Consider the following 23,918-nt stretch of genomic DNA (forward strand, 5'->3'; position numbering starts at 1 on the left):
CAAAAAGTTTATATATCTTAGAACTAATGAAATACATCAATTATTTTGTCTATTTAACTATTGTTGTAGTGATAATTCTCACTTCAATAATTTACTTTTCTTTCAAAACTAAAGTTGGGAAAATTGATAAAAAAGAAATCATCGATCAAGGAACTTCATTTGAGCCTTGTTCTTCTACTATTTATGAATATTATAATGATGGTTTCGGCTATAAAACTGAACGTTATGGAATTCGTAAAGTAATTTCTGAACCAATTCATCAATTAAACTTCCCTAATTTTTCTGGAAATATAAATGTACGTTTTGTGATTAATTGTAAAAATGAAATTGGCTATTTCAGAATTAAAGCAGTTGACCAAAATTATAAAAAGGTTGAAATTTCTGACGATTTGCAAAAGAAAATTGTTGCTATTGTTCAGCAATTAAATGATTGGAACGGGAAAAATGTAGATTCGTATTATCAAATTCAAATAAAATTAAAGAATGGAAAAGTTGAAGACATTTTTTAAGTCAAAAACGTGGCGAATTATTTGGGGAACATTGAAATTATTTATTTCTATTCCAATCTTTTGTATAAGTGTTTTTTACATTAACAAACTCTTATTTTCTTCTAACAATAAATTGTTTGTATTTGCTGGTGACACACAAGGCTCTTTTTATTCTGAATTTATGTTTGATCGTTTATTAAAATCAGAACCTAAGAATTCTAAATTTTGGTGGGAATCTTCAGTTGCTTATAATAAAAATGGAGATTTTGAAGAAGGAATGCGTCGTTTAAATAAAGCAAATTCTTTAAATGCTACAGATCATTTAGGTTATACAGGTTGGATTAAATATACAAAACTAAAAGATTACGAAAATGCCTTAAAAGATTTTCATCGATTAGATAAATTGTCAAACGTTGTGGAATATCCTTGGGGCGAGAATATTTATTTTCAAATGGGAATTTGTTATCAAGGTTTAGGAAATTATGATTCCGCGATTGTTTATTATGATAAATTTATTGCGTCCGAAAAAAATCCCGATAATATTTATCCAAGAATGTACACTTATCGTGGAAAAATTGAAGCGGATCGAAAAAATTATCCAAAAGCTTTAGATTTTTACAACAAAACAATCGGTTTGGATAAAAATATTGCGGAAGCCTATTATTATAAAGCCGAAACATATAGACTTATCAATCAAAAAGATTCAGCTAAAGTAAATTATAATAAAAGTTTAGATTTAATCAGAAATAATTATAAAAATCAAGATGCTTATGATGAAGTATTTTTAGAAATTTATGATACAGAAATTCAGGATAAATTGAAGGAATTGTAAATGTAATTACTCAAAAAAAATCAATAAAACTCTCCATCTACATAAAACCATTTGCCATTCTCTTGCACAAATGTAGAAAGTTCGTCATGTTCGTAGATCTCACCTTGTTTGTCTTGGTAATAAGCTCTAAATCGAACTTTATTAGCTTTTGCAAAAACAATTTCTAACTTCAACCATTTATTCGATTTTGCCCAATCTTCGATATCGCTAAAATCATTATCTTTTTGTGTAGAAGAATGTGTTGTATCAACTAAATATTCAGGCAAAACCATTGCAAAAGCAGCATAACGAGAACGCATCAACTCTTCGGTAGTTTTTGGCAATTCTTTATTCAAATGAAAAAGTTCGCAACAATTTTCATATTCTTTTCCAGAACAACAAGGACAATTCATTTTATTCATATTTTTTGCAAAGATACTATTTACTTGTCTTTGTGGTAATGATAATGATCTTGAATCACCACTTGAATAAAATCAATATTTCCTAAACCATCACTTTTTACCTCCATTATTTCTTCTAGTTTTCGCGTTAATTTTAGTAAAATATCATAATTATTATTGTGCAATGCTGACGTAAAATTTTCTTTTACAATGTTAATATCACGATCAGACAAGCGATAAACTTCGGGAAAACGAATTTTATAAGTTTCAGAAACTTCAGCAAAAATGGTTTGTGATAAATCTAATTTCGGATTCAAATCAATCAAACACGTATTCGCAACAATATCACCTAAACGTTGACCATTTTTATTGATAATCATTGTAATCAAAGCAATAAGTCCAGTAAATAAAAACAATTCTACAATACCAATCACCCAACGTAAGAAATAATCGAAATTATTGGCACGGTTTCCATCCATTCGTATTACACGAATCTTCATAATCCATTTTCCAACAGTTTGCCCTTTCATCAAAATCTCTAAAATCAATGGATAAAGTAAAAATATAAAACCTATTATACTATAAATTCCCATTCGAAACCATTCGTCTCTATTCGGAATAAACTCCGAAAAATAAGACATGCCGTAAACTAATACGATCCGGATAATCATATCAATAATATAAGCCAGTAAACGTTTTCCGAGTGGCGCAATATTATAAGCAATTTGCACGTTTTGTGGTGTATTGACTAAAAGTTTATTCATATATTTGGTTCACTAACAACTACTCTACTATGAGAGAAGCGCATTTTATTGATAAAAATAAGGCGAAATGGTCTGATATTGAACATAATTTGAAAAATAAAATTGATGTTCATCCAGATATTTTAGCAAAAAACTACATCGAAATTACAAATGATTTGGCGTTTGCTCAAACTTATTACCCAAAAAGTAAGACAAAAGATTATTTGAACGAGTTGGCTTTATTTGCGCATCAGTCAATTTACAAAGATCAACGAACTTCTGGAAATCAATTTGTACAGTTTTTCAAAGAAGATGTGCCAAATGTAGTCTACAAAAATCACAAAATGTTGTTGTATTCATTCCTAATTTTTGCTTTAGCGGTTTTAATTGGCGTTTTATCATCGCATTTCGATCCAGATTTCACACGATTAATTTTAGGAAATCAATATGTAGACGAAACGTTAATGAATATCAAAAAAGGTGATCCTGCGGCAATTTACAAATCAGGAAGCCAGACAGGAAGTACATTAGCGATTACAATCAATAATATTCGAGTTGCGTTTTTGGCTTTTACATTGGGCTTATTTTTCAGTATTGGATCAGGATATATTTTATTTTCGAACGGGATTATGTTAGGTGCATTTCATTATATTTTTTTCAAAGAAGGTGTTTTGGGAAAGGCGATGTCAGCAATTTGGATGCATGGAACAATCGAAATTTCGGTGATTATTATTGCAGGAGCTTGCGGTTTGATGTTAGGAAATGGCTTTATGTTCCCGAAAACTTTATCGCGAAAAAAATCACTCATAATCAAAGCAAAAGAAGCAGTAATGATTTTATTAAGCACTGTTCCAATGTTTATTATAGCTGGATTTATCGAAGGTTTTATTACGCGTTTATATGATGTAAATATTGTATTGAGTTTATCGGTTATAATCCTTTCATTAATCTTAATTGTTTGGTATTATATCATTTATCCGATTCAAAAAAATAGACAAAAAACTTTTTCATTCAATCAAACTTTAAAATCGAATGAAACAATTTAGACTATTTTTTACATTTACATTATTATTGATTCAATTCGTTGTTTTTGCACAAGAAAAAACAGCAGAATTTAAAGCATTCAAAGAAAAATATGCTGGAAAAGAATTTAATTACGAAGATGTTCCAAAACCTAAAAAAGAATTCGAACCAGGCTTTTTCTCAAAACTAATCGAAGGTATTTTTAGATTTCTTTCTTATTTACCTTGGGAAATCATTTTCTATTTTGTGATTGGATTATTTTTAATTTTTCTTGCCACACGTATTTACAAAAATGGTGGAATTCTTAAACGAAATTCGAAAAAATTATATGATGAATCTGACTTTGATTTTATCGAAGAAAATTTGGCAGAAGTTAATTTGAATTCATTAATCAATAAAGCAGAAACAGAACAAAATTTTGCTTTAGCAATTCGTTATTTGCATTATCAAAATCTACAAAATTTAGATAAAAAAGGTTGGATTGAATGGGATCCGAAGAAAACAAATCAGCAATTTATCAATCAAATAAAAGACGAAAAATCAAAAATTTTATTCAATCAAAATACTAAAATTTTTAATCAAGTTTGGTTTGGAGAATTTAAAATTGATGCAAATAAATACCACGAATTCAAGACAAATTTCAATCAGTTTAATCAATATTTAGCCTCATGAAAAAGAAATTAGGTATTCTATTAGGCGCGGTTTTATTGGTCGGAATTTTTGTATTTTCTTTCTCAAAACTTCGTTATAAACTTCCTAAATCATGGGATGTTAGCCTTTATCAAAATAGTAAAGATCCTTACGGATTATTTATTATGCACGAAGAACTTGGGAATTTATCCAATGGAAAAATGAAAGATTTGGAAAAACTTTCTGAATTAAAAATTGATCCTAAAAAAGCAAAAGATTATGCAGTTGTTGTGCTTGGTTCTGAGATTTATTTTGATACAGTTTCTAAAAATTTATTGAGCAAAATTGCCGAAAATGGTGGAATTGTAATGATTGCAGATTATTATGACAATTTTGGTGATGATACAAATGGAAAAGAAGACATTAACGACGAAACGTATTCTACAGATACTCCAACCACTGATTCTACGGAATCTGAAGAGAATATGTTGTACAATCAGACTATAAATATTAATGATAATTTCGAGCTTAGAACAAATAAATCTTTTAAAATAAAGAAGAAAAAAGAAATCGAACATCACTATTTTAGCGAGATCACAAGTGATTCTGAAATTCTTGGAACAATTACTTATAAAGATAAAGCTTATCCAAATTATTTAAAAATCAAACCAAAAGATTATAAAGGTTATTATTTGTATCACGCAGAACCGCTTTATTTTACGAATTATTATTTATTAAATGAAGAAAGTTATTTCTATGCTAAATCAGTTTTAGAACCATTAAAAGGGAAAACTATTTTTTGGTACAATAGCTCGAAAACTTATGCAGGAAGTTCGTCAATGATGCGTTTCATAATGGGAGAACCAGCTCTAAAAGCTGCTTGGATAACGCTATTGGTTTTACTTTTCTTCTTTTTAATTTTTAGAAGTAAACGCGAACAACGCATCATTCCAATTTATACCAAAGAAGAAAATCATACCGTCGAATTTGCCAAAACAATTTCTTCTTTATACCAAGAAAATGGCGAAGTAAAAGACATTGTTTCAAAGAAAATCGATTATTTTTTATACAAATTGAGAAAAACATTTTTAATCGAAACAGACGATATTACGAATAAACAATTCATTGAAATTGTTGCGCAAAAAGCAAATTTGAGCCAAGAAGAATGTCTTGAAAAATTCACGATTCTTAAAAATATTTATCAAAAAAATCAACCAAATGAACACGATTTGAAAACTGTGTATCAAATCATCGAAAACTATAAACAAAAAGCAAATATCTAATGAGCGAAAATACATATCAACCATTCGAAAATAGAGTCGATTTTTCGGATGTACAACATAAAATGCAAGCGGTAAAAAATGAATTGAAAAAGGTAATTGTCGGACAAGATGATATTATCGATCAATTGATTTTGGCTTTGCTTTCTAACGGTCATTCTCTGATTGAAGGTTTGCCTGGAGTTGCTAAAACAATGATGGCAAAATTGTTGGCAAAAACGATAGATTCTGGTTTTAGTAGAATTCAGTTTACACCAGATTTAATGCCTTCTGATGTGATTGGAACGTCTATTCTAAATTCTAAAATCAATGAATTTGAGTTCAAAAAAGGACCAATTTTTTCGAATATTATTTTGATTGATGAGATTAACCGTTCGCCTGCAAAAACTCAAGCGGCTTTATTCGAATCGATGTCAGAAAGACAAGTAACAGTTGATGGAACAACTTATCCTTTGCAAACTCCTTTTTTGGTTTTTGCAACTCAAAATCCAATCGAACAAGAAGGAACTTATCGCTTACCAGAAGCACAATTGGATCGTTTTATGTTCAAGATTTATGTCAAATATCCTTCGTTAGAAAGTGAGATTGAGTTATTGAAAGAACAACAAGAAAGCAAAAATATCGACAAAGAATCGTTGGTAGAAAAAGTAATTTCAGGAAATGAAATTATTGAGTTCCAAGATCGCATAAAATCGGTTTTCGTGCATGAAGCTCTAATTACATATATTGCGACAATTGTTCATCAAACCAGAATCGATCAAACCTTATATATGGGCGCATCGCCACGTGCTTCTATCGCGATTTTAGATGCAGCAAAATCTAATGCAGCCGTGAATAGACGCGATTTTGTGATTCCAGAAGATATCAAACAAATTGCGCATACAATTTTGGGACACCGCGTTGTGATGGTTCCAGAAAAAGAGATGGAAGGTTTTACAACACAACATATTATTCAGCAAATTATTGATCGCGTAGAAATTCCTCGTTAATGAAATTTTTCAGAAGCTTATTTCTTACCAATCGCTTTTTTTATGCGGGATTATTGATTGCATTTTGTTATGTGATCGCATTTTTTCTACCTTCTATTTACATTATTGCAAAGATTTTGACACTTGTATTTATCGTTAGTGTTATTGTCGAAATATTTTTGATTTATATTCCTAAAACTTCCATTGAAGTTATTCGAAATTATCCAGAACGATTATCAAATGGTGATGAAAATGAATTGGAACTTTTCGTAACAAATCATTATCAATTTCCGCTGAATGTAAGGATTATAGAAGAATTTCCTGTTCAATTACAATTAAGAGATTTTCAGTTTAGAAAACGATTTAAAAGTGGTCAAAATACTAAATTTGATTTCAAAATTCGACCAACAGAGCGCGGTTCGTATAAATTTGGATTAACAAATGTATTTATTTCTGTTTTTGGATTGATTGAGAAAAAAATCAAAATAAACGAACCTATTTCAATTGCGTGCTATCCTTCTTATTTGCAATTAAAACAATTTCAATTGTATTCTACCGCTCAGTTACAGAATCAATTTGGAATGAAAAGGATTCGAAAAATTGGAACAAATACAGAATTTGAAAATATAAAAAATTATACGATTGGTGACGAATATCGTTTAATCAATTGGAAAGCAACAGCGAAAGCAAATCGATTGATGGTCAATCAATTTCAGGAAGAAAAATCGCAGCCTGTTTATTCGTTAATTGATTTGGGAAGAACGATGCGAATGCCTTTCGATGGTTTAAAATTGTTGGATTACTCGATCAATTCGAGTTTAGTTGTCGCAAATATTTCACTTCAAAAAAATGAAAAAGCAGGTTTAATTACATTTAATAAAAGAATTCAAGATCACGTTGTTGCTGACAGAAAAAATCATCAAATGCAATTGATTTTGGAGAAATTATACAATGTACAAACTGATTTTTTGGAAAGTGATTTTGGGCAATTGTATGCCTATATCAAACGAAAATTAACGCAACGATCGCTTTTATTTATTTATACCAATTTTGAAACGATTGATGGTTTGGAACGTCAATTACCTTATCTGAAATTGATTAAAAAATCGCATGTTGTCGTTTTGATTCTTTTTAAAAATTCAGAATTGAAGAAATTAAATTATCAGAAAGCAAAGACTACAACTGACATTTATGATCAAACAATTGCCGAAAAGTTTAATTACGACAAAGAATTAATCATAAATCGTTTGCATCAATTTGGGATTTTAACCATTTATTGCGAACCACAAGAATTGTCTATTAACTTAATCAATAAATATTTAGAGATAAAAGCGCGAGGTTTATTTTAAAAAAAGATTTATTTAACCAATTATTTAGAAAAAAAAGCACAATTATTGCTTAAAGTTGGTCAATTTAATCTGAACAACCCATGAAAAAACTATTTCAGATCTTTTGTTTAATATTAACAACAGGTCTTTTTGCGCAAACAAATTTTATCAAAAATAAAACATCTTCTACAAAGCGCGTAATCCTTTTGGACGCTGGACACGGAGGAACAGATACTGGTGTAAAAAAAGATGAATTTCAGGAAAAAGATATTGCGCTGAAAATTGCAGAAATTATTCAACAAAAAAATCCTTTTACAGATGTTGACTTTGTATTATTGAGAAAAGGTGACGAACAAATCATCAATACAAGTCGTGCGAAAATGATTAATGAAATAAAACCTGATTTGGTTTTATCAATCCACGCAAATTATAATGTAAAAGATTCGAAAAAAGGAACAGAAATTCACCTTTCTCCATTGAATCCTACTTTCGAAGAATGTAAAATACTTGGCGAAAAAATTGGAAAAAGTATAAGTTCTTTAGGTTTTGAAAACTTAGGAATTGTTGAAACAAATTCTAAAATATTACGAGATTCACAAGTTCCAATTATTATGATTGAAATCGGTTATTTGACAAATGACGATGACCGAAAAATCTTAACAAACGAAAGTAATTACCCCAAAATAGCAGATAAAATTTTTGAAGCATTGAAGAATTAATAATGCAATAAAGAAAGCCTTCTAAATTAGAAGGCTTTTGTATTTTCATTAAATTATCAATATCATATTTTTAAGAAGAAATCGCTTCAAAATATTCTTTTTCGATTTGTTCTCTAAAATCTGGATGCGCAATTTCAGCCATTGCTTTTACACGTTGTCTAATATTTTTTCCGAATAAATTTGCTACACCATATTCCGTTACAATATAATTTACATGCGCTCTTGTCGTCACAATTCCCGCACCTTGTTTTAGGAAAGGTACTATTTTATTTGCACCTTTTGCTGTTGTTGACGTTAATGCAATGATCGATTTTCCACCTTTACTTAAAGATGATCCGTATATAAAATCAACTTGCCCTCCAACACCAGAAAATATTCGCGAACCAATTGAATCTGCACTTACTTGCCCCGTAACATCTACCTCAATAGCCGAATTAATCGAAACCATTCTATTGTTCTGACTAATCTTCACAGGATCATTTGTAAAAGAAGCATCGCGCATTTCTACGCCAGGATTATCATCAATGAAATCATATAACAATTGAGAACCATGCGCTAAAGTTGAAACAATTTTACCTTTCAATAATTTTTTGTGTTCGCCTGTAATCACGCCAGATTTAACCAATGGAACAATTCCATCTGAAAATAATTCAGTATGAATTCCTAAACCTTTATGATTCTTCAAATTATTCAAAACAGCATTTGGAATAGAACCAATCCCTAATTGTAAACAACTTTTATCTTCAATTAATTCAGCAATATAATTCCCTATTTTAGCTTCTTCATCCGTAATATTTCCATTATCCAAGATATCTAACGGTTGATGATGTTCTACTAAATGCGTGATAGTCGAAATATGTAAAATTCCGTCACCAAATGTGCGTGGCATATATTTGTTCACTTGCGCAATAACCACACGAGAAGTCTCAATTGCCGCTCTAATATTCTCCACAGAAGTCCCTAAAGAACAATAACCATGAGAATCTGGCTCAGAAATCTGAATTAAAACAACATCAACATTCAATTCAGTTCGAATCACTTTTCCCATTTCGCTAAAGAAAATCGGTAAATACGAACCATTTCCTTCTTTTATCGTGTGACGAACATTAGCTCCCAAGAAAAAAGAATTGACAAAAAATGAGTCTTTATAAGCAGGATTTGCATATTCTGCATTTCCACTTGTATGAATATGACAAAATTCTACATCTCTCAATTCATGCGCTCTCTTCGATAATTCTGACACCAAAAATGTAGGCGTAGCCGCAGCTGCATGAACGTAAACACGATCGCCAGATTTGATTTCTTTTACAGCTTCTGTTGCAGAAGTATATTTCATAAGTAGATTTTAATAATCGTGCAAAATAAAGGCTTTGATGCTTTATAAAAAACGATATTTTTCATCAAAATCTAATCAAATTTTATTCCTAATAATTGGAATTGTAGTTTGCGTTTTTCTTGATAAAAATTATTCATCAAAAAAGTCGATAGAACGGTGATAATTATAAAAAAATAATCTTCTGCGAGCTTCTAAATCATTGACACGAATCGACGAAACATCATCAATCTGAAAATATAAAGAACCTTCGTCTGTTCCTTCCGAACCAATACATTTCAACTCGAAATCATCTTCAGTTAAATTTCGAATAAAACCTGCAAAACGACTATTGTTATTTAATTGAATACGTGTGACATATTCGGTTTGATCATTTATTTCGCCTAAAATTTGACGAACCCAATTTTCTTCTGCTGTTGCATTAAATGTAATTGGATTTTCTTGATCCAAATCGGTGTGATGTTCTTTCAAATAATTGAGACATTTGCAGTAATCATCAACATCTATTCGACTAATTTTGAAATAAGGTTCGATTAAAATTCCATCTTTTTTACCATATTTCGAAATGTGTTGCATCGTAAAAAATTCGTCATTAAAATCTAAAATATATCCAGCCCAAAAATTGTCTCCTTCGGGATCATTGTAAACGGCAATAATTGATTGATTTTCTTTTGAATGTTGTAATATTTTATAGAAGTTAGAATTCATATTTCTTTGGGTTAAAGACTCAAATTACGAATCTTTGTGGATAAAAAAAAGGTTCTTGATTATTTCAAAAACCTTTTCTTACTATTAATTTGCTTTTCGGAAAATCGAAGCTTCATAACTTAATGATTGCCAATCTCCTTTTTGCAGATTATCTAATTTTATTTTTTTGTAGATATTTTCTTCTCCCGCAACTGTTATTGTAAATTGTGTACGATCTAAAATATTTTTTTCAGTAATTGTATAATTAATATCAAATTTCTTTTTTGTCAATTTCTCCACAATTGGTTTTAAATAAGCAATCGCAGCTTCAGAACTTTTGAATTGTTCGTTTTGTGGAAATTGCACATCAAAATATCCTTCGTATGTAAAATCTGGCTCTGTAATAATCAAATTATAAGGATCAGCAAACAAAGCAGGACGCTGTTTTTGATATTCTTTTTCGGTTTTATATTGACGTTTTTCTTCTTTATAAATCAACGGATATTTATCAGCAAGAACAGCTAATTTATCGGCATCATAAGAATATGGAATTCCATCGTGAAAAACATTGTACAACGCAGGATTCACCAACCATTGATCGACAATTTTCTTATCTTTTACCATATAAATCATCACTCCATTATCTTGTGCTTGAAAAGTAGACGATTGATATCCGTACTCCAAAATTGGTTTTCCTAATTGTATAGCCGCAGCATTTTCTAACATAAAATTAAACTTCTCATAAGCCTTTGTTTCATCGCTTAAAGGAGCCATTCCATATACTTTTGTCGAAGCATCTACATTTTTATCATTAATCATAGAGGTTACTTGCGCTGTTGCAAAATTTGCAAGAACAACAGTGGCTGTAAGTAAAATTTGTTTTATCATGTATTGTATATCTTTATTTTAATAATGTGTTCCAAATTTATTGATAAATTTCGATAGTTATCTTACCTGATTGCGTAATACTTCCGCGATACATTCCGGCAGTGTTAAAAGGAAAACTTGCTTGACCATTTTTATCTAAAATAATCATTCCGCCATCGCCACCTAAATCACCAATTTTTTTGATAACCTCTTCACCAGCTTTTTTCGAAGAAAGTTTTTTGTAATTCATCAAAGCCGCAACATCATATGCCGCAACAGCTTTTATAAAATATTCACCCCAACCTGTACTCGAAACACCAACTTCGCTATTTGCATAGGTTCCAGCTCCGATAATTGGCGAATCACCAACACGCCCAAAACGTTTGTTTGTCATTCCGCCCGTCGAAGTTCCTGCCGAGATATGACCTTTATTATCCAAAGCAACTGCGCCAACTGTACCAAATTTTTCGTCAACAAAATTGAATGGAACATACGCTTGTGTTTTAGCATCGTGGTCTAATTCCATTTTTTCTTTGTCTTTTTCTAAAACTTTTTGAAGAGAATTCCAACGTTCCTCTGTTTTGAAATAACTTGGATCAACAATTTCTAAACCTTGAGTTTGAGCAAATTCTTCTGCTCCTTTTCCAACCATCATCACATGAGCAGAATTTTGTAAAACAGCTTTTGCTGCTAAAATAGGGTTTTTAATCGTGGTAACTCCAGCCACAGCTCCAGCTTGCATTGTATTTCCGATCATCAACGAAGCGTCTAATTCATTTTTACCTTCATGTGTAAAAACTGCTCCTTTTCCAGCATTAAACAAAGGCGAATTTTCCATTACTTTTATAGCCTCTATCACCGCATTTTCACTTTCGCCACCTTGTTTGATGACTTCATAGCCTTTTGTCAAAGATTCAGCTAAAGCATCTCGGTACGCTTTTTCCTTTTCGGGTGTCATATTTTTTTTCAAAATTGTACCAGCACCACCATGAATTACCAAAACAACTTTGTCTTGTTTCGTTTGTGCATATGTCGTCATCGTCAAAACGGATAAGATTAAACCAACTATTTTTTTCATGTGTAAAATTTTATTCAACGCCTAAAAATAGAAAAGTTTATAGAAATTAACTATTTTTAGCATTGAATTTGATAACGAAATATCAACAACTGTTATTAAACAAATAAATACCTATGAACTCTAATAAACACTATCTCTCTAATAACATTTTATTGCAATTAGCTTTTATTGCAATTATACTTTTAGTTTTTGGATTAATTACCAAAAATTTATTGGCTTTTTTTCCAGGTTTTCTTGGTGCTTTGTGTTTGTACGTTTTGCTCCTGAATCCTTTGCAATGGTTAGTTAAAGTAAAAAAATGGAACAAATTAGGAAGTGTAATCTTTTTAATGATTAGTAGTGCAATTCTAATTATAGGACCTCTTTATTTATTAATTCAAATGTTAACGAATAAGGTTATGGTGCTATTAAATGACACAGCTCAAATTAAAAAAGATGTCAATAAAATTATTGAAATGTTGCAAACCAAATTTCATATTGATGTTTTTAGTGCGACTAACATTGAAAAAATAACTCAAGTTGGAGGGAAATTATTAGAAAAAACACTGAATGCTTCAATGGATATGACAGTTCAGTTGGGGGTTGCTTTCCTTATTTTGTATTTTATGTTGATGAATCATCAAAAACTTGAAAATTGGTTTTACAGAACTATTCCGCTTAAAACAAGTAATTTAGTGAAGATGAACAAAGATTTGAAAGATTTGGTCATTTCTAATGCAGTAGGTATGCCGTTAACAGCCTTTCTACAAGCAATTATTGCCTACATTGGATATCTTATTTTTGGAGTTGATGATGCCTTTACATGGTTTATTCTAACGATTTTTGCGGCGATGTTACCAGTAGTTGGAGCAGCCTTAATTTACGTTCCTTTGGCATTATTTTTATTAGCAAGCGGTGATACAGGACAAGCGATCGGATTATTGATTTATTGTTTTGTTATTGTTGGATTATCAGACAATTTGATTCGTTTAGTTTTACAGAAAAAAATGGCGGATGTTCATCCATTAATTACTATTTTTGGAGTAATCGTTGGAATAAATTTATTCGGATTTATTGGAATTATTTTCGGACCAATCTTATTTTCAGTATTCTTTTGGTTAGTCAAATTGTACAAATACGAATTTATTGATCCAAATCCAGAAGATTAATTATTATTAAAAACCAATTAAAAATGAGTATAGAAAACTTTAAATTCTTTAAGCCTTTAGAACAACGTTGGAGCGATTTTGATCCAATTGGTCATGTAAATAACGTATTTTATTTCGAATATTTTCAGACTGGTAGAGCTTATTATATGATGGCTTCGAGCAAAAAATGGCATTGGACGCGTCACATGTTTGTTATTGCGCATATGGAAGCAAGTTACCAAAAAGAATTACGTCCAAATGCGATAGAACCTCGTATTGGTGTGCGTGTATCAAAATTAGGAAACAAGAGTTTCGATTTCGAATATATTGTCACAAGTAAAAGCGAAAATGGCGAAGATGTTATTCATTGTATCGGAAAAAGTACGCAAGTGATGTACGATATGGAAGAGAAAAAATCAATGGAATTGCCAGATTGGGTAAAAAATGATTTTAAGAATTACGAAGGTAATCTTTAGAAAATAATCCTAAAAAAATACAACAGTAGTTAAGTCTTTTCGTTAGATAATGATTAGATTTAACTACTTTTTCTTTTTAAACTCGTTGCGTTATGAAAAATTTGTTTTTAATGCGTCATGCAAAAAGTAAATGGAACGAAAATGTTTCAGATCAATTTCGTTCTATCACAGAGATTGGTGAATTCAAAACGAAGAAAATAGCGAATTATATTCATCAAAATTTTGAATTGAAATTTGATAAAATATTTTCGAGTAAAGCAGTTCGAGCAAAAGAAACTTCTCAACTTGTCAAACCTATTTTGTTTCCCAATCAAACCATTCATATCGAAGATGATTTGTATACGTTTTCGCATTATTTATTGGATAAATGGATTAGAAATTTAGACAATGAATTACAAAATGTTCTTATTTTTGGACATAATCCTGCGTTTACAGATATTACCAATCAGTTAGGAAATGAAATGATTTACAATCTTTCGACTTCTGGATTTGTCTGGATACAGTTTGATTCGGATAATTGGAAATCAATAGAAAAAGGAAAAACCATAAAAATAATTTTACCTAAAGAAATTAAATGAAAAAATATATAAACCGCGAAATCAGTTGGCTTTCGTTCAATGCGCGCGTGTTGCAAGAAGCTTCTGACGAAACAGTTCCGTTGTTAGAACGAATTCGTTTTTTAGGAATTTATTCGAACAATTTAGATGAATTTTATTCGGTTCGATATTCTACAATTTTACGCTCGATACAGTTCAAAGATGTAGAAATCGTTTATCAAAATATTGTGCCAGATCAAACGGACGAAGAATTGATCGATGAAATCAATGAAATTGTGCGTCAACAGCGCGTTCAGTACGATGATTTGCATAATCAATTATTCAAAGAATTAGAGAATTACAATATTTTTGTGATTGATGATAAATCAATTCCTGAGAATTATTTAGAATTTATTTCCGAATATTTTTACAGCGAATTTATTCATACAGTTGGAGTTTTTATTTTAGATGACATCAAAAAAGCGCCACCTTTACGCGATGGGTCGTTCTATTTAGCGGTAAAAATGCAATTAAAAGATAAAATTCAATATGCACTTTTGATTGTTCCAACACATTTATTTTCGCGTTTTATTGTGCTTCCAAAGTATGATCAAAATACCTATGTCATGTATTTGGAAGATATTATTCGTTTTCATTTGAAAGATATTTTCAAAATGTTTGATTTTGAAACAATTGAAGCTCATTCCATCAAAATTACGCGAGATAGCGAACTTGATTTTGATAATGATTTGGAACATAGTTTATTAGAAAAAGTCATTAATAGTTTAGAAAATCGTAAAAAAGGAGTTCCTGTCCGATTAGTTTATGATGCTGAAATTGCACCAGATACGTTGAAATTTTTCTTAAAAAAATTACGATTAGACGAATATGATAGTATCAACCCTGGTGGAAAATATCACAACAAACGAGATTTGATGAGCTTTCCAAGTTTTGATATTCCTAATTTAACGTATGAAAAAATAAAGCCAATTATTCAGAAAAAACCTTTTGAATATAACAGTTATTTTCAAGCTTTTACGGAAAATGAGGAAATGATGATGGCGCCTTATCATGATTATTCTTTGTTGTTAAAATTTCTTCGTGAAGCCGCAATTGATCCGAAAGTAACCAAAATAAAAATTACTATTTATCGTGTTGCAAAAGATTCGCAAGTAATGCACTCGTTGATAAACGCGGCGATGAACGGAAAAGAAGTAACAGCTGTTTTGGAACTTCGTGCGCGATTTGATGAATCCAATAATGCGATGTGGTCGAAAAAATTGCAAGAAGCTGGTGTGAATGTTATTTTTGGAGTTCCGGGACTGAAAGTACATTCAAAAATTGGTTATATCGAACGTAAACCAGAAGGAATGTTGGCACAGAAATATGTGTTTATCAGTACAGGAAATTTTCATGCAGGAACAGCAAAAATTTATACAGATTATACATATTTCACAACTAATCCGGGAATAACAAAGGATGTTGAACAGATTTTTAAATTTTTTGGAGCTAATTACTTGAACTTAACGTACAATCATTTACTGGTTTCACCTTATGGAACGCGTAAAAAAATTGTCAAGATGATTAAACGAGAAATCAAAAATCATCAAGCTGGTTTACCTGCAGAAATTAACATGAAACTGAACAGTTTAAGCGACAAACAAATCATTGATTTATTGTATAAAGCTTCTCAAAAAGGAGTAAAAGTTCGTTTGGTTGTGCGTGGAATTAATTGTTTGATTCCTGGAGTTAAAAATCTTTCCGAAAATATTGAATGTGTCAGCGTTATTGATAAATTTTTGGAACATCCACGTGTGTATTGGTTTAAGAATGCGGGCGATGACAAAGTTTATATTTCCTCGGCAGATATGATGGAACGTAATTTGGATAATCGTGTGGAAGTTGCGTGCCCGATTTACGATCATAAATTCAAAAAAATCGTTATGGATACATTTAATTTGAGTTTTGAAGATAATGTAAAAGGTCGCCAAATAACGGCTGAATCTTCTTTAGAATACAAACGAAACAATAAAAAACCAAACCGCTCTCAGTTTACGACATACGAATATTTTAAAAAATTAAACGAACAAGAAAATGAAGATTAGAAAATTAGGAGCAATAGATATTGGATCTAACGCCATGCGATTGTTGATTAATTATGTTTACGAAGAAGAAGGTCGTGCGCCAATTTTTAATAAAACCAGTATTGTGAGAATGCCAATTCGTTTGGGACACGACGTTTTTATTGATGGACAAATTTCCGAAACAAATATAAATCGTATCTGTGATGCTATGTTGTCTTATGCATTAATGATGAAGGTTTATGATGTTGAAATTTATAAAGCTTATGCAACTTCTGCCATGCGCGAAGCAAAAAATGGAAAAGATGTTGTAAAAAAAGTGATGAAAAAATCTAGAATTAACATCGAGATTATAGATGGAAAAACCGAAGCTGAATTACTTTTTAATACGGAATTAGGTGATTTTATACAAGACGAAAAAATCTATTTGTATGTAGATGTTGGTGGTGGTAGTACCGAATTAACGTTATTAAAAGATAATAAGGTTTTTACGTCAAAATCTTTTGAAGTAGGAACTGTACGTTTGTTAGAAAATAAAGTTTCGCCAAATACTTTTAACGAAATGAAAGAATGGATTCATGAAAACATTGGTCATGATGAAGTAGAATTAATTGGTTCTGGAGGAAATATCAACCATGTGTACAAATATTCTGGCGTAAAACTAGGAATGCCTTTGAGTAGCATGTATGTAAAAAAACATTATCAAATTTTACAAACAATGACTGCTGAAGAACGTATGCAGAATTTCAACATGAAACCCGATCGCGCCGATGTAGTGGTTTATGCCATGGAAATTTACAACAATGTACTAAAATGGTCGCATGCAAAGAAAATTCATGTTCCGAAAATTGGACTTTCGGACGGAATTATTCGAAAAGTATATAAAGATTTAGAGAAATAAATATAGAGGTCAGATTAGTCTGGCCTTTTATATTAGTTAAATCGATTATAAAATACAAATTTTTTCTTTAAAATGTATTACTTAATTTAGTTTCTCAATTAATTAACACAATATATAATGAAGAAAAATTTAACGCTGATATTTTCTGCGTTTCTTTTATCTATGTCTGCTTATGCCCAAACGGCAGAGCAAATTGTAGATAATTATGAAGCAAAGGCAATAGCAGGTAATGTTGAGTACAAATTTGCTCAAACAATCAATGATGATCTTAATCAAAGGGTTTACACACAAAGAACTTTCCAAGGTATTCCAATTTATAACAGTTATTCAACATATATAATAAAGGATAAACAGGTTATTTCTAAAACTTCATCAGAAAATTTTAATATATCATTAAAGAATGCAGATATTTCTCCATCTTTAAATTTTAACGATGCTTTAAATAAAGTAGCTCAATCAGAAGGATTAAAATCTTTTTCAGATTCAAAAATAGACCAAAATGGCGTATATTTTTCGAAAGATGATTCTTCAGAATTGGTTTATTATATTAATGACCAAAACCAAGCAATTTTAAGTTATGCATTTAGTTATCAATTGGTAAAAGATAACCATAATGATATCATTCATGTTATTGTTAACGCAATGAATGGTGCAATTTTAGAAAAACATAACAACACATTAAGCTGTGGTTTTGATCATGGAGCTTTTCATAATGAGAATTTAGCTACATTTAATAAAGCTGATTGGGATTGGTTATATGCAGATGTTAAAAATGTAGCATCACCACAATACAATGTTTACCAATTACCTTTAGAGGCTCCTAATCGTGGAGGAAGATCATTTGCTGATCTTTCTGTTTCAAATGCAACTGCATCACCGAATGGTTGGCATAACACAGCAGAATCAACTGTAAAAACAAGAACAGAAGGAAACAATGTAAGAGCTGTTAGAGATCATGATTCTAAAGGATATCAGACTTATAATTCTATATCAAATACAGTGACAATCAAAGATACTGATTATGCTGATGGAGGAAATGATCTGAATTTTGATTTTCCAATGAATTTGTCTAACCATCCTTATACTAATTGGGAAGGTGCAACCACTAATTTGTTCTATATGAACAATATGATGCATGATATTTTCTATAATTATGGTTTTACAGAGGCTAATGGAAATTTTCAAAAAGTTAATTTTGATAAAGGAGGAACAGGTAATGATGATGTTGTAGCCTTGGCACAAACAGGAGTGTCGTTAGGGTACACTAACAATGCTACTTTTGCTACACCTGCAGACGGAAGATCTCCAAGAATGGCAATGTACTTATGGAATAAAACTCCAGAACCATTAATTATTAATAGTCCTGCTAATATAGCTGGTAGTTATCAAGCTACTGTTCCTACTTGGGGAGGTACATTAACTTCTACTGCTTTAACTGGAGATCTTGCATTAATTGTAAAAAGTGAAACGACAGGTACGCCTTATGATGGTTGTGGGACAATCACAAATGCTGCAGAAGTAAATGATAAGATAGCAATTATATACCGTGGAGATTGTTCTTTTGCTATAAAAGTAAAAAATGCTCAGAATGCTGGAGCTAAAGCTGCTATTATTGTAAATAATGTAGATGGGATGATTAATATGTCTGGAGATGATACAACAATTACAATTCCAGCAATTTCTATTAGTAAAGCAGATGGAGATGCAATTATGCAAGAATTGCAAAATAAAGTAGTCGTTAATGGATCTTTATTAAAACCAGATGAATCATTTATTGATGGAAGTTTAGATAACGGAATTATTGCACATGAATATGGACATGGAATTTCTAATCGTTTGACTGGTCCAATCACAAATGCTAACTGTTTGAATAATCTTGAACAAATGGGTGAAGGTTGGTCTGATTTCTTTGGATTGATGATTACTCAATTGCCATCTGATATAAGTACTACTAAAAGAGGAATAGGAACATTTGCTGTAGGTGAAAAGAAAGAAGGTGTTGGAATTCGTCCTACAGTTTATTCGACTGATATGACAGTTAATCCTGCTAGATATGGATTCTTAAAAACTTATGGTAATTCTGATTCTCCTCACAATACTGGTTACGTATGGGCTTCTATGCTTTGGGATTTAAACTGGAAAATGGTTAATAAATATGGTTTCTCTCCAGACTTATACAATGGTAAAGCAGGTAATAATATGGCTTTACAATTAGTAATGACAGGTCTTAAGTTACAACCTTGTTCTCCTGGATTTGTAGATGGTCGTGATGCTATTCTTAAAGCTGACGAGCAATTAAACAATGGAGTTAATAAATGTGAAATTTGGGAAGCATTTTCAGATCGTGGTTTAGGTTATAGTGCAAAACAAGGTAGTTCTAACAGTAGAACTGATGGCACTGAAGCTTTCGATATGCCTCCAACAGATGTATTAGAATGTAAACTAGCTACTTCTGATGTTAAACAATCTACTTTCCAAATGTATCCTAATCCAGCTAAGGATGTAGTTTACATTGTTGATAAATCTATTAAAAATGATATCAAAGTTGATATTGTTGATATGACAGGTAAAGTTGTTTCAACTTCTAATGTAAAATTTGATGGTCAAAAAGGAACAGTTTCCACTGATAATTTACCAAAAGGTATTTACATCTTAAAATTTGAAACAGGTAATGGAACTATTACAAAAAAATTGATTAAAAACTAAATTTTAGTTTCAAAATAAATAAAACTAAAAATCCATCTCAATTTTTGAGATGGATTTTTTAATTTGGTTTAGATAATTGATATTGGTTTAGGTTGTTTTGATAAACTGGTTAGATTTATCAAAATAGCTTTTTAGTTTGGTTGTTGGTTAGTAATCTTAAAAGCATTACAAACGATGTTGTTTGTTGGTACAAATGTCTTGAATAAATACTAAACTAAAAAATGTAGACTATCATCAAAGTGTCTACAGGTAGTAAAAAATAAATCTAAGTAGTAAATAAAATGTATTGATTTAAAATATTGTTAATTTATTTTAAATCAGTTGTTTAAATTTTATTATTTCGGAATTTATAAAATTGTTTAAAGAATTTATATAATTTCTCTAAAAGGAATTTCAAGTTGAGTTCCGAATTTTTTTTGATTATTGGATAAATTTGAAATAGCAACACCTAATAGTCGAACAGGTTTTTCTGAGGAGTAACCTTCAGTTAATAAATCATAACAAATTTGATCAAAAAGGTCTCTATTTTTAATTGGAAATGAAGCTGATTTACTTTTTGTAGTAACCGAAAAATCATTGTGTTTTATTTTTACAGTTATTGTTCTTCCATAAATTGATGTTTTTAAGGAAAAGTTCCAAACATCTTCCATTAGTGGAAATAAAGCGATTTGCATTTCTTCTAATGTTTCTAAATCTTTGCTAAAAGTTGTTTCTGAACCAGATGATTTTCGCAATCGAGTAGGATTGACCTCTCTAAAATCTAATCCTCTAACAATATTGTAATAGTATTTACCAGATTTTCCGAATTCGCGTAAGAGTTTTTCTAATTCTAGATTCTTCAAGTCTAAACCTGTATGAATACCCATCATTTGCATACGTTCGGCAGTTACTTTTCCAATCCCATGAAATTTTTTGATTGGTAATTGATCAATAAAACTTTCAGACATTTTAGGTGTAATTACATAAAGTCCATCAGGTTTGTTGTAATCCGAAGCAATTTTAGCTAAAAATTTATTGAACGAAACACCTGCTGAAGCAGTCAAATTTGTTCGTTCTTTTATTTTTTGTTTGATTTCGTTTGCTATATCCGTTGCAATTTCGATGTTTTTATGGTTAATTGTTACATCCAAAAAAGCTTCATCCAAAGATAAAGGTTCGACCAAATCAGTATATTCAAGAAATATTTCACGAATTTGATTCGAAACTTCTTTATAAACTTGAAATCGAGGTTTTACAAAGATTAATTGTGGACATTTGCGTTTTGCAACAACAGAAGACATTGCAGAGCCGACGCCATATTTTCTGGCTTCGTAACTAGCGGTAGCAATCACACCACGTTCTTCATTTCCGCCAACAGCAATGCATTTTCCTCTTAATTCGGGGAAATCTCGTTGTTCAACAGAAGCAAAAAAAGCGTCCATATCGATGTGAATAATCTTACGTTGCATCTTGCAAAATTACTCGCTTTTATTTTAAATGATACTCCTGAATAAAGTTTTTTAAGTTTTTCTTATCGGCAACAATTGTCAAATAATCGCCTAATTCAATCGGTACATTTCGATCAGGATTATGAATCATTTTTCCATCTCGCTCTATCGAAACCACAATTCCTTTTGCCGTATCTTTTACCCAACCAATCGATTTATGTTCCAAAACACAAAAATCATTCGGAATAACTACTTTATCCAACGTAAAATTATCTGTATTTTTAAGATCATTATTTTCTGGAGGAGTTTCACCAATAATTTGCAAATACTTCTCAAATCGTTGAATATGTTCATCCGTTCCAATAATTCCAATTTTATCGAAAGGATATAAAACTGATTCAGAATTTGGAGTTTGAATAATTCGATCACCACGTTTGATGTATGCAATATTGATTTGAAATTTTGTTCGCCAATCCAATTCACCCAAAGGAACACCAATAAAATTGGCATTTTGTGGAACAATCATATCCGAAATATGTGTGTTATCCCAAGTATATTGAAATTTATCTTGTTTCTTTTTCTCTTCAATTTTTTTGGTCAAAATTTCACGTTCATTTAAGTTATAAATGAATTTTGTTTGAATATAATTGTAAAATTGATTGAAATATTTCGAAAGAAAATACATAGTAATCAATAATCCAATAACCAAAATAATTGAGGCAATTGTGCTTGAAAAAAATTGGTTATAAATAAAAATTACAGCAACAACAACTAAAGTTAAACGTATAGAAATAATTGCAATAATTGGTGCACGATTGTAATTAGATTCATCCCAAAACTCTCGGATAATTTCTCTTTTTGGACGATTTCCAATAATTGCCCAAATAAATGGAATACACAATACAAATGTCAATGTAAGGCTGACCAAACTTGCGCCAAAATAGGTAAACCAATCGGTTAATAAGAATAAAACGTAGCTTTTTATGATTAATGTGATTGCGATAATGATTATTCCATTGATGAAAATTGTTGAAACCGTTTGTTTGATGATTTTATTCCATTTATTTTCGTTTTGAATATGTTGTGTATCAGATGAATAATTTTCAACACCTTGAATGAATTTTTGCGGAAGAATTTTTTCCAATAAAGTATAAACTTTGTCAGATGATTTTATTAAATAAGGTGTTGTAAATGTTGTAATTGCTGAAACACCAACTGCAACAGGAAATAAGAAGTCGCTTGTTACACCAAGAGAAAGTCCTAAACCAGCAACGATGAAAGCAAATTCACCAATTTGTGCCATACTCATTCCTACTTGTACGGATTGTTTTAGCGGTTGTCCTGAAATTATAGCACCTAAAGTGGTAAAAATTAACTTTCCGAAAATCGTCAACAAGGTCACAATCAAAATTGCCCATTTGTGTTCGTACATCGAAACCGGATCAATCATCATTCCAATAGAAATAAAGAAAATTGTTGCGAATAGATTTTTTACAGATTGAAAATTATGTTCGATTTTTTCTGCATAAACAGTTTCAGCTAGAATAGAACCCATTACAAATGCACCTAATTCTATTGAAAAACCTACACTATCAGCGATATAAACCATTCCAAGACATAACCCAATTGAGATAATTAGTAAAGTTTCATCATCTAAATAATTCTTAATTGAACGTAGAAAAGTTGGAATAATAAAGATTCCTCCAATAAACCAAACCGCTAAAAAGAAACCTAATTTAACGAAAGAATTAATCATTTCTGCTCCGTTAAAATGCTGGCTAACAGCCATTGTAGAAAGCATAACCATTAATAAAATGACTACAATATCTTCTACAATTAAAATTCCGAAAACGACATTCGCGAATTTTTTTCGTTTCAATCCTAATTCATCAAACGCTCTAATAATAATGGTTGTAGAGGAACTTGCTAATAAACCGCCGAGGAAAATACTGTCCATTGTAGACCAATTCATAAATCGACCAACAAAATAACCAATGGTTACAATGCAAATAATTTCAACAATTGCAGTGATGGAGGCAGAACCACCAACATTGAGCAATTTTTTGAAACTAAATTCGAGACCAAGACTAAATAGCAGAAATATAACACCAATTTTCGCCCAAATCTCCACATTATGTTCTTCTGCAACGGACGGAATATATTCGAAATGTGGTCCAACCAAAAAACCAGCAATAATATAACCTAAAACAAGAGGTTGGTTGATGCGTTTGAAAATAAGCGTCGTCACAGCGCCTACACAAAGAATTAATCCAAGATCGGTAATGAGTTTTGGCAAGTGTTCTTCCAT

At 30.8% G+C, this 23,918-nt stretch carries 22 protein-coding genes; 14 read left to right on the forward strand and 8 right to left on the reverse strand.

From position 1 onward, the window contains the following. Positions 1–26 precede the first annotated feature (26 nt). Positions 27–509 carry a hypothetical protein gene (locus tag N5D90_RS04420; RefSeq protein WP_280061699.1) on the forward strand — a complete coding sequence of 161 codons (483 nt, stop codon included), beginning with the start codon at positions 27–29 and terminating at the stop codon, positions 507–509. Next, positions 484–1,320 (forward strand): tetratricopeptide repeat protein, encoded by an 837-nt coding sequence (locus N5D90_RS04425; RefSeq protein ID WP_280061700.1) that lies wholly within the window; start codon positions 484–486, stop codon positions 1,318–1,320. Before N5D90_RS04420 ends, N5D90_RS04425 begins: the two co-directional genes overlap by 26 nt. A gap of 20 nt (positions 1,321–1,340) precedes the next feature. On the opposite strand, the gene N5D90_RS04430 is transcribed toward N5D90_RS04425, so the two are convergent. Both N5D90_RS04430 and N5D90_RS04435 read right to left on the reverse strand, forming a co-directional pair. Next, a complete protein-coding gene (locus N5D90_RS04430) occupies positions 1,341–1,721 on the reverse strand; it encodes a YchJ family protein (RefSeq protein WP_114999750.1) in 381 nt (126 codons plus the stop codon). A 20-nt stretch (positions 1,722–1,741) separates the two neighbouring features. Continuing rightward, complete coding sequence (locus N5D90_RS04435; protein ID WP_114999751.1) at positions 1,742–2,464, reverse strand: RDD family protein; 723 nt, start codon at positions 2,462–2,464, stop codon at positions 1,742–1,744. A gap of 29 nt (positions 2,465–2,493) precedes the next feature. Between N5D90_RS04435 and N5D90_RS04440 the strand changes: the two genes are divergently transcribed. The 6 genes from N5D90_RS04440 (at position 2,494) to N5D90_RS04465 (ending at position 8,391) form a co-directional block, all read left to right on the forward strand. After that, positions 2,494–3,489 carry a stage II sporulation protein M gene (locus N5D90_RS04440; RefSeq protein WP_280061701.1) on the forward strand — a complete coding sequence of 332 codons (996 nt, stop codon included), beginning with the start codon at positions 2,494–2,496 and terminating at the stop codon, positions 3,487–3,489. Next, a complete protein-coding gene (locus N5D90_RS04445; RefSeq protein ID WP_280061702.1) occupies positions 3,476–4,138 on the forward strand; it encodes a hypothetical protein in 663 nt (220 codons plus the stop codon). The genes N5D90_RS04440 and N5D90_RS04445 overlap by 14 nt, the downstream gene beginning before the upstream one ends. Beyond that, a complete protein-coding gene (locus tag N5D90_RS04450) occupies positions 4,135–5,379 on the forward strand; it encodes a hypothetical protein (RefSeq protein WP_280061704.1) in 1,245 nt (414 codons plus the stop codon). Before N5D90_RS04445 ends, N5D90_RS04450 begins: the two co-directional genes overlap by 4 nt. Beyond that, positions 5,379–6,365 (forward strand): MoxR family ATPase, encoded by a 987-nt coding sequence (locus N5D90_RS04455; protein WP_280061705.1) that lies wholly within the window; start codon positions 5,379–5,381, stop codon positions 6,363–6,365. Before N5D90_RS04450 ends, N5D90_RS04455 begins: the two co-directional genes overlap by 1 nt. Then, positions 6,365–7,693, forward strand: a complete 1,329-nt coding sequence (locus N5D90_RS04460) for a DUF58 domain-containing protein (protein WP_280061706.1) — start codon at positions 6,365–6,367, stop codon at positions 7,691–7,693. The genes N5D90_RS04455 and N5D90_RS04460 overlap by 1 nt, the downstream gene beginning before the upstream one ends. A gap of 80 nt (positions 7,694–7,773) precedes the next feature. Next, positions 7,774–8,391: an N-acetylmuramoyl-L-alanine amidase gene (locus tag N5D90_RS04465; protein WP_114999761.1), complete on the forward strand. Its 618-nt coding sequence runs from the start codon at positions 7,774–7,776 to the stop codon at positions 8,389–8,391. Between the two features lie 70 nt (positions 8,392–8,461). Here the strand turns inward: N5D90_RS04465 and N5D90_RS04470 are convergent, their stop codons facing one another. The 4 genes from N5D90_RS04470 to N5D90_RS04485 all read right to left on the reverse strand — a co-directional run bounded on the left by N5D90_RS04470 (position 8,462) and on the right by N5D90_RS04485 (position 12,356). Next, positions 8,462–9,727, reverse strand: coding sequence for an acetyl-CoA hydrolase/transferase family protein (locus tag N5D90_RS04470; RefSeq protein WP_114999763.1), 1,266 nt, complete (start codon positions 9,725–9,727; stop codon positions 8,462–8,464). Between the two features lie 129 nt (positions 9,728–9,856). After that, positions 9,857–10,432 (reverse strand): hypothetical protein, encoded by a 576-nt coding sequence (locus N5D90_RS04475; RefSeq protein ID WP_280061707.1) that lies wholly within the window; start codon positions 10,430–10,432, stop codon positions 9,857–9,859. 84 nt (positions 10,433–10,516) lie between these two features. After that, the gene (locus N5D90_RS04480; RefSeq protein ID WP_114999766.1) at positions 10,517–11,299 is read right to left on the reverse strand and encodes a hypothetical protein; all 783 of its coding nucleotides are present in this window, start codon (positions 11,297–11,299) and stop codon (positions 10,517–10,519) included. A 37-nt stretch (positions 11,300–11,336) separates the two neighbouring features. Further along, complete coding sequence (locus N5D90_RS04485; protein WP_114999768.1) at positions 11,337–12,356, reverse strand: isoaspartyl peptidase/L-asparaginase family protein; 1,020 nt, start codon at positions 12,354–12,356, stop codon at positions 11,337–11,339. Between the two features lie 113 nt (positions 12,357–12,469). On the opposite strand from N5D90_RS04485, the gene N5D90_RS04490 reads away from it, so the two are divergent. The 6 genes from N5D90_RS04490 (at position 12,470) to N5D90_RS04515 (ending at position 20,183) form a co-directional block, all read left to right on the forward strand. Then, the gene (locus tag N5D90_RS04490; protein WP_114999770.1) at positions 12,470–13,504 is read left to right on the forward strand and encodes an AI-2E family transporter; all 1,035 of its coding nucleotides are present in this window, start codon (positions 12,470–12,472) and stop codon (positions 13,502–13,504) included. Between the two features lie 23 nt (positions 13,505–13,527). Then, positions 13,528–13,959 (forward strand): thioesterase family protein, encoded by a 432-nt coding sequence (locus tag N5D90_RS04495; protein WP_280061708.1) that lies wholly within the window; start codon positions 13,528–13,530, stop codon positions 13,957–13,959. Positions 13,960–14,051: 92 nt separating this feature from the next. After that, on the forward strand, positions 14,052–14,537 hold the full coding sequence (locus N5D90_RS04500) for a histidine phosphatase family protein (protein WP_114999773.1): 486 nt from the start codon (positions 14,052–14,054) through the stop codon (positions 14,535–14,537). Then, on the forward strand, positions 14,534–16,600 hold the full coding sequence (ppk1, locus tag N5D90_RS04505) for a polyphosphate kinase 1 (protein WP_114999774.1): 2,067 nt from the start codon (positions 14,534–14,536) through the stop codon (positions 16,598–16,600). The genes N5D90_RS04500 and ppk1 overlap by 4 nt, the downstream gene beginning before the upstream one ends. Then, on the forward strand, positions 16,590–17,477 hold the full coding sequence (locus tag N5D90_RS04510) for a Ppx/GppA phosphatase family protein (protein WP_280061709.1): 888 nt from the start codon (positions 16,590–16,592) through the stop codon (positions 17,475–17,477). Before ppk1 ends, N5D90_RS04510 begins: the two co-directional genes overlap by 11 nt. 117 nt (positions 17,478–17,594) lie before the next feature. Then, positions 17,595–20,183 carry a T9SS-dependent M36 family metallopeptidase gene (locus tag N5D90_RS04515; RefSeq protein ID WP_280061710.1) on the forward strand — a complete coding sequence of 863 codons (2,589 nt, stop codon included), beginning with the start codon at positions 17,595–17,597 and terminating at the stop codon, positions 20,181–20,183. Positions 20,184–20,551: 368 nt separating this feature from the next. Here the strand turns inward: N5D90_RS04515 and dinB are convergent, their stop codons facing one another. Next, entirely contained in the window at positions 20,552–21,631 is a 1,080-nt protein-coding gene (gene dinB, locus N5D90_RS04520) for a DNA polymerase IV (RefSeq protein WP_180904761.1), read from the reverse strand. A gap of 19 nt (positions 21,632–21,650) precedes the next feature. Then, on the reverse strand, positions 21,651–23,918 hold the full coding sequence (locus tag N5D90_RS04525; protein ID WP_280061711.1) for a cation:proton antiporter: 2,268 nt from the start codon (positions 23,916–23,918) through the stop codon (positions 21,651–21,653).

The sequence above is a fragment of the Empedobacter sp. GD03797 genome, assembly GCF_029842105.1.
Classification (GTDB): domain Bacteria; phylum Bacteroidota; class Bacteroidia; order Flavobacteriales; family Weeksellaceae; genus Empedobacter; species Empedobacter falsenii_C.

Bases quoted from the DNA above. Each gene is read 5' to 3' on its own strand.
- dinB (WP_180904761.1), bottom strand. From the start codon at position 21,631: ATGCAACGTAAGATTATTCACATCGATATGGACGCTTTTTTTGCTTCT.
- N5D90_RS04460 (WP_280061706.1), top strand. From the start codon at position 6,365: ATGAAATTTTTCAGAAGCTTATTTCTTACCAATCGCTTTTTTTATGCG.
- N5D90_RS04455 (WP_280061705.1), top strand. From the start codon at position 5,379: ATGAGCGAAAATACATATCAACCATTCGAAAATAGAGTCGATTTTTCG.
- N5D90_RS04430 (WP_114999750.1), bottom strand. From the start codon at position 1,721: ATGAATAAAATGAATTGTCCTTGTTGTTCTGGAAAAGAATATGAAAAT.
- N5D90_RS04440 (WP_280061701.1), top strand. From the start codon at position 2,494: ATGAGAGAAGCGCATTTTATTGATAAAAATAAGGCGAAATGGTCTGAT.
- N5D90_RS04445 (WP_280061702.1), top strand. From the start codon at position 3,476: ATGAAACAATTTAGACTATTTTTTACATTTACATTATTATTGATTCAA.
- N5D90_RS04515 (WP_280061710.1), top strand. From the start codon at position 17,595: ATGAAGAAAAATTTAACGCTGATATTTTCTGCGTTTCTTTTATCTATG.
- N5D90_RS04435 (WP_114999751.1), bottom strand. From the start codon at position 2,464: ATGAATAAACTTTTAGTCAATACACCACAAAACGTGCAAATTGCTTAT.
- N5D90_RS04420 (WP_280061699.1), top strand. From the start codon at position 27: ATGAAATACATCAATTATTTTGTCTATTTAACTATTGTTGTAGTGATA.
- N5D90_RS04480 (WP_114999766.1), bottom strand. From the start codon at position 11,299: ATGATAAAACAAATTTTACTTACAGCCACTGTTGTTCTTGCAAATTTT.
- N5D90_RS04465 (WP_114999761.1), top strand. From the start codon at position 7,774: ATGAAAAAACTATTTCAGATCTTTTGTTTAATATTAACAACAGGTCTT.
- N5D90_RS04525 (WP_280061711.1), bottom strand. From the start codon at position 23,918: ATGGAAGAACACTTGCCAAAACTCATTACCGATCTTGGATTAATTCTT.
- N5D90_RS04510 (WP_280061709.1), top strand. From the start codon at position 16,590: ATGAAGATTAGAAAATTAGGAGCAATAGATATTGGATCTAACGCCATG.
- N5D90_RS04485 (WP_114999768.1), bottom strand. From the start codon at position 12,356: ATGAAAAAAATAGTTGGTTTAATCTTATCCGTTTTGACGATGACGACA.
- ppk1 (WP_114999774.1), top strand. From the start codon at position 14,534: ATGAAAAAATATATAAACCGCGAAATCAGTTGGCTTTCGTTCAATGCG.
- N5D90_RS04490 (WP_114999770.1), top strand. From the start codon at position 12,470: ATGAACTCTAATAAACACTATCTCTCTAATAACATTTTATTGCAATTA.
- N5D90_RS04475 (WP_280061707.1), bottom strand. From the start codon at position 10,432: ATGAATTCTAACTTCTATAAAATATTACAACATTCAAAAGAAAATCAA.
- N5D90_RS04425 (WP_280061700.1), top strand. From the start codon at position 484: ATGGAAAAGTTGAAGACATTTTTTAAGTCAAAAACGTGGCGAATTATT.
- N5D90_RS04450 (WP_280061704.1), top strand. From the start codon at position 4,135: ATGAAAAAGAAATTAGGTATTCTATTAGGCGCGGTTTTATTGGTCGGA.
- N5D90_RS04470 (WP_114999763.1), bottom strand. From the start codon at position 9,727: ATGAAATATACTTCTGCAACAGAAGCTGTAAAAGAAATCAAATCTGGC.
- N5D90_RS04495 (WP_280061708.1), top strand. From the start codon at position 13,528: ATGAGTATAGAAAACTTTAAATTCTTTAAGCCTTTAGAACAACGTTGG.
- N5D90_RS04500 (WP_114999773.1), top strand. From the start codon at position 14,052: ATGAAAAATTTGTTTTTAATGCGTCATGCAAAAAGTAAATGGAACGAA.